Source organism: Streptomyces sp. NPDC058375 (assembly GCF_042723425.1).
In the GTDB taxonomy this organism is placed as follows: domain Bacteria; phylum Actinomycetota; class Actinomycetes; order Streptomycetales; family Streptomycetaceae; genus Streptomyces; species Streptomyces durocortorensis.
This window is the reverse complement of the sequence record NZ_JBHXJG010000364.1, coordinates 1-5272: the sequence shown is the minus strand read 5'-3', so window position 1 is coordinate 5272 and position 5272 is coordinate 1. Positions and strand designations below refer to the sequence as shown.

At 72.5% G+C, this 5272-nt stretch carries 7 protein-coding genes; 2 read left to right on the top strand and 5 right to left on the bottom strand.

The features are described from left to right. Positions 1-201, bottom strand: a 201-nt coding sequence (locus ACFWM7_RS33300) for an MbtH family protein (protein WP_383267987.1), incomplete at its 3' end; no start/stop codon positions are given. A 158-nt stretch (positions 202-359) separates the two neighbouring features. Further along, positions 360-1259, bottom strand: coding sequence for a siderophore-interacting protein (locus ACFWM7_RS33295; RefSeq protein ID WP_383267984.1), 900 nt, complete (start codon positions 1257-1259; stop codon positions 360-362). A gap of 151 nt (positions 1260-1410) precedes the next feature. Between ACFWM7_RS33295 and ACFWM7_RS33290 the strand changes: the two genes are divergently transcribed. Beyond that, positions 1411-2439 (top strand): S66 peptidase family protein, encoded by a 1029-nt coding sequence (locus ACFWM7_RS33290; protein WP_383267981.1) that lies wholly within the window; start codon positions 1411-1413, stop codon positions 2437-2439. A gap of 273 nt (positions 2440-2712) precedes the next feature. On the opposite strand, the gene ACFWM7_RS33285 is transcribed toward ACFWM7_RS33290, so the two are convergent. From ACFWM7_RS33285 to ACFWM7_RS33275, 3 genes are read right to left on the bottom strand one after another with little or no spacing between them, the layout of a single operon-like run. Beyond that, positions 2713-3285 carry a DJ-1/PfpI/YhbO family deglycase/protease gene (locus ACFWM7_RS33285; RefSeq protein ID WP_383267978.1) on the bottom strand — a complete coding sequence of 191 codons (573 nt, stop codon included), beginning with the start codon at positions 3283-3285 and terminating at the stop codon, positions 2713-2715. A 48-nt stretch (positions 3286-3333) separates the two neighbouring features. Then, entirely contained in the window at positions 3334-4425 is a 1092-nt protein-coding gene (locus tag ACFWM7_RS33280) for a glutamate--cysteine ligase (RefSeq protein ID WP_383267975.1), read from the bottom strand. Between the two features lie 30 nt (positions 4426-4455). After that, a complete protein-coding gene (locus tag ACFWM7_RS33275; protein ID WP_383267972.1) occupies positions 4456-4683 on the bottom strand; it encodes a DUF5133 domain-containing protein in 228 nt (75 codons plus the stop codon). Positions 4684-4945: 262 nt separating this feature from the next. Here ACFWM7_RS33275 and ACFWM7_RS33270 point away from each other — a divergent pair, with 262 nt between their 5' ends. Further along, entirely contained in the window at positions 4946-5194 is a 249-nt protein-coding gene (locus ACFWM7_RS33270; RefSeq protein ID WP_383267969.1) for a hypothetical protein, read from the top strand. The last annotated feature ends 78 nt before the right edge of the window (positions 5195-5272 follow it).

Sequence of the window (5272 nt, the reverse complement as noted above, 5' to 3'; positions counted from 1 at the left end):
ATTGCTGCCAATATTTTTGTTGGCCGGTTGGGGGGTCTTTTTCTGGTGCTTGTAGCCCTGGCCGGCCGGGGGGGTGCGTGCGTTTGTTACGACGGTCCATCCGGAGGGCACCTCGGCGAACGCCGGCCACAGGGAGTGCTGTCCCTCGTCGTTGACGAGCACCAGATAGGCGCCGTCCTCGTCCTCGAACGGATTGGTCACCGAATACTCCGTCTATTTAGGCCAGGCTACCTTTACTTGATCGACGGCGACCCTACCCACCTATCTCGCGGTTGACTCATCGAATCCCCCAACACACGTGCGTCCCAGCGGTTTTTTCGGCTTGTGGAGGACGAGGAGGACCGGTGCCCGGGGCCCGGTCAGAGTCCGAGGTCGCTCAGGCGGGCCTCGTACCGGATGGTGAGGTCCTCGGTGTCACCGCCCGTCGCCGGGTTGTCCCAGAGGGCCTCCAGCTCGGAGCGGACGGGCTCGGGCAGGGCTTCGTACCGCTCGGACCAGGTGTCGGAGTTCGGTATCCAGTAGCCGACGACCTTGAAGCGCTCGGCCGGGAGCCCCAGCTCGCGGCGGAGGTAGCGGCGCACGGCGCGCAGGGCGTTGGTCTCGCCGGCCACCCAGACGTACCCGCCCGCGAGGTCCGTGCCGGGCGGGACGGCCGCGGTCACCAGGTCGGCCAGCCGGCTCGGACCGTGACCGTTGCCGCCGTAGGTCCAGGTCACCTTGGAGTCGGCGGGCTCCCGCAGCGGCAGCACGGCCGAGGGGTCGGGCGCCTCCAGGACGACCCGGGTCCTGACATGGTCCGGGGTGTTCTCCAGCAGTCGGGCGGCGGCCGGCAGACCGGTCTGGTCGGCGACCAGCACCTGCCAGGAGAGATCGGCCGGGGGGTTGTAGAGGCCGGTGGGGTCGTTGACGCCCACGACGTCCCCGGGCCGCGCCCCGGCGGCCCAGCCGGACGCCACGCCGCCCTCGTGCAGCACGAAGTCGATGTCGAGCTCGCCGGCCTCCGGGCGGACCGCGCGAATCGTGTACGTGCGCATCGGCGCGACGGGCCGCCCCTCGGGGGTCTCCCATCCGCCCTGCTCGGTGGTCCGGGGCAGGGAGACGTCGGTGCGGTCCGGGCCGTGCGGGAGGAAGATCCGCACGTACTCGTCGCCGGCCCCGGTGCTCGTGAAGCCCTTCAGACCGTCGCCGTGGAGGGTGACGCGGGTCATGGTCGCGGTGAGCGGCCGAACTCGGGCGACGACGGCTCGGTGGATCGTCATGGACACTGCCCCTTCGTACGCGTGGTCGGCCTGAGCGCCTCGCCCGCGGGGACGAGAAAACCGAATTGACTTAGGTCAGCCTAACCTTCCGTGCTCACCGGTTCGAGACGGCCTCGGTCACCAGGCCGGGCACTGTGCCAGAATCCGGCACATGTCCGTTCGATATCCGCGCCCTCTGCGCCCCGGTGACCGCGTCGGCGTCACGTCCCCGTCGAGCGGCGTGCCCGAGGAACTGGGCGAGCGACTCGCCGTGGCGGTGCGCGATGTCGAGGCGCGCGGGTACGAGGTCGTGACCGGCCGGTGCATGGACGGCTCCGGGCACGTCAGCGCGCCCGCCGTCGAGCGGGCGGCCGAGCTGACGGCGATGCTGACGGACCCCGGCATCAGGGCCGTGGTGCCGCCGTGGGGCGGGGAGACGGCGCTCGATCTGCTGCCGCTGATCGACTGGGAGGCGGTGCGGGCGGCCGAGCCGACCTGGGTGGTCGGCTACTCCGACATGTCGACCGTGATGACGCCGCTGACCCTGCTCACCGGGGTGGCGACCGTCCACGGGAACAACCTCATGGACACCCCGTACCGGGTGCCGGAGGGGCTGGTGTCCTGGCTCGACGTCGTCGCCGCACCGCCGGGCCACCGGTTCACCCAGGTACCGCCGGAGCGGCACCGGGCCTCGGGCCGGGACGACTACGCGGAGCGTCCGGACGCCCGCACGTTCACGCTGGACACCCCGGGGCGGTGGACCCGGCTGGACGGCGGCGGCGATGTGGACGTCGAGGGGCGGCTGATCGGGGGCTGCATCGAGGTGCTGTGCAACCTCACCGGGACGCCGTACCTCGACACCTCCGCGTTCGCACGGGCGCACGCCCCGGAGGGGCTTCTCGTGTACGTGGAGGCCGGCGGCCACGACGCGTTCACCATCTGCCGCAATCTCCACGGGATGCGGATGGCCGGGTTCTTCGAGGCCGCCGACGCGGTCCTGGTCGGCCGGACGTCAGCACCGGGCACTGACTCGATGACCCAGCACCAGGCCGTGCTGGACGCGCTCGGGCCCCTGGGCGTGCCGATCGTCGCGGACGTCGAGTGCGGCCATGTGCCGCCGTACCTCCCGCTGGTCAACGGGGCGCGCGGCCGGGTCGTGCACACGACGACGCGCAGCGAGCTGACCCAGACTCTGGACTGACCCGACCGCGAGGCCGCCGGGCTCGTCACCGCTCACCAGGGCGCCTGGTCGGGAATCGGCGAATGGCTGCCGCGGCGGCTCCTGGCTCCTCGTGCGACGGCGGCGCGAGGATGCCGGTCGAAAAGCCCGCGCGTCCGACCGGCCCTTCCCCGTGTGCGTCAGTAGATGCGCGGCAGTTGCTCGCCCAGCGGCAGCGGCATGTCGACCCCCCGGGTGCCGCCCGGTCCCGCGGCCGCCCGCGTGCACCTGCCGGGACGCCCCGCGGCGGCCGGCTCAGCTCTCGGCGAGCACCGCGTCGATCTCGCCGAGGAAGTCCTCCAGGTCTCCGGGGTTCCGGGAGGTGATGAGCGGCCAGCCGGAGGCGTCGTCGCGGACCACCGGCTTGTCGACCCAGGTGCCGCCCGCGTTGGTGATGTCGGTGCGCAGCGAGACGTACGAGGTCAGCGTCTTGTCCCGGACGTAGCCGCCCTCGACCAGCGCCCACGGCCCGTGGCAGATGGCGGCCACCGGCCGGCCGGAGGCGGCGAACGAGCTGACGATCCGGGTGGTGGCCTCCTCCAGGCGCAGCGAATCGGCGTTCAGCGTGCCGCCCGGGACCAGGAGGAGGTCGTACGCGGCGGGGTCGACGTCGTCGAGCGTGAGATCGGGACGCACTGTCTCGCCGGGATCCCGGTCGCCGACGAGGGTGCGGATCGGATCGGCGGAGACCGCCGCCACGCTGACCTGCGCCCCGTGGTCGCGCAGGTGCTTCACGGGGACGACGAGTTCGTCCTGCTCGACGCCGTAGTTGGTGACGATGGCCAGGATCCGGCGGTCGTCGAGGGCGTTGGTGGACTTGGTGGACATGGACTGCTCCGTTCCTGAGGTGTCGTTCATCGGATGCCGCTCGGCGGCTCAGCCGGCCGTTATCCGGACGCATTCGGCGACGGTGTCGCGCAGGCTCCCGGTCCGCGCCAGGGTCTCGCGCTGGATCCGGGCCCCGTTCCCGCGCCGGTCCACGGCGGCCAGGGCCTTCTCCGCGGCTGCCAGGTCGCCGCTGTCCTCCAGGGCGTCCCGGACATGGTCCAGCAGGGCCCGCAGGACCTCGGGGGCGGGCTCCGGCCGCCAGGAGCGGGGGTGGACCAGCCGGTCCTCCACGCCCGAGCGGCCCGCCTGCCAGGAGGCCGCGCGCAGCAGGGAGGTACTGGCCACCGGGGGCGGCTCACCGGCCCGCCACTCCCGTGCGGCCGTCTCCACCAGACCCCGCACCAGTGTGGCCAGCAGCACGGTGTCGGCCGGGTCCAGGCAGACGTCCGCGATCCTGACCTCCACGGTGGGATAGCGGTGCGAGAGGCGGACGTCGAAGTAGATCATCCCTTCGTCCCGGAGCACTTCGGTGCCGACCAGGGACCGCACACGGGCGTGGTACGCCTCGGCGGAGCCGTGGACGTCCACCGGGCCGGCCGACGGCCACCGTCCCCACACCTGGCTGCGGTAGCTGCTGTACCGGCTGTCCTGCCCCTGCCAGAACGGGGAATTGGCGCTCAGAGCGAGCAGGACGGGCAGCCAGCAGCGCACCCGGTCGAGCACGGCGACGCCCTCCTCGTCCGAGGCCACCGAGACATGGACGTGGCAGCCGCAGGTCAGCTGCTCCTGGGCGGTCAGCCCGAAGCGCTCGGCCATCCACCGGTACCGCTCCCCCGTGCCGATCTCCGGGCTGACCGGGAGCGGTGAGGTCGCCAGGGCCGCGACCGACGCACCGGCGTCGGAGGCGTGCCTCACGGCTTCGGCCCGCCACCGGTGGACCGACTCGGCGAGCTCGTCCATGTCCGCGCAGGGGTGGGTGGAGAACTCCACCTGCTGGCGGTGCAGTTCCGATTCGAAGGCCGACTCCCCGACCGCGTCCTTCTCGGCGATCGCCAGCACCGCCGAGGACAGCGCCCGTGCCTCTCCGCTCGCCGAATCGACCAGCAGCAGTTCTTCCTCGACGCCCACCGTGCGGACCACAGTGCCCTCCCCTTCGACGGTCGACGGCGCTCAGGCGGAGAGGACGGAGTCGTCCTCGGGCCGGGCGCCGGGCAACCGGTGGCGGGCGGCGACCAGCGCGCTGTCGACGTCGGCCGTGCCGGTCGACACGCACAGCGTGTACGCCACGTCGTCCATGCGCTGCCGGGCCTCCTCGCCGCCGCTGTCCGCGTGCAGCACACGCAGGGCCTCGTACTGCTCGATCAGATTGCGCAGCACCGTGGGGTGGGCCATCAGCATGGGGGCATCCTTCCGCCGGGTTCGTCGGGTGAGGTCGTCCACCCGACTGGGGCATCGCCCCGGGTACCCGCGCTCGGGCGAGCCACACTCCGCGGGCGACGTTTCCGCCGCTCCGTGCCGCGCCACACGCCGCCGGCCGGTGGCCCCGGGGCTCCTAATATGGCCGTACGCCCTGGGCTCCGCATCTTCTCCCGGAGTGCGGGTACCCACCTGGACGCACCACTTGTCCCCGGTCGCACCGGGCGTACGGAAGGAAGCTCTCATGACCGACCGCAGGCCGGAAGGCACCGCCTACACCGGTGCTTCCGCCAGCCCGCCTCCCATACCGGCGGACCTGCCGGACCAGCAGACTCAGGAGGGCGAGGACGATCTCGACATACCGGTCCCGGACCGGGTGGCCCGCCAGGACGACGAGCCCGAGCTGGACGAGGCCGGCGCCGGCCGGAACGCACCGCGCAACGCGGGCGCACACCCCGAGGAGCACCCCGCCCCGGACGAGACGACGGGCTGACCGGCCGCCCCGTCCCCGCGCACGACATGGTCCCCGCGCACGACATGCCGGTGCCCCGACCCTTCGAAGGGTCGGGGC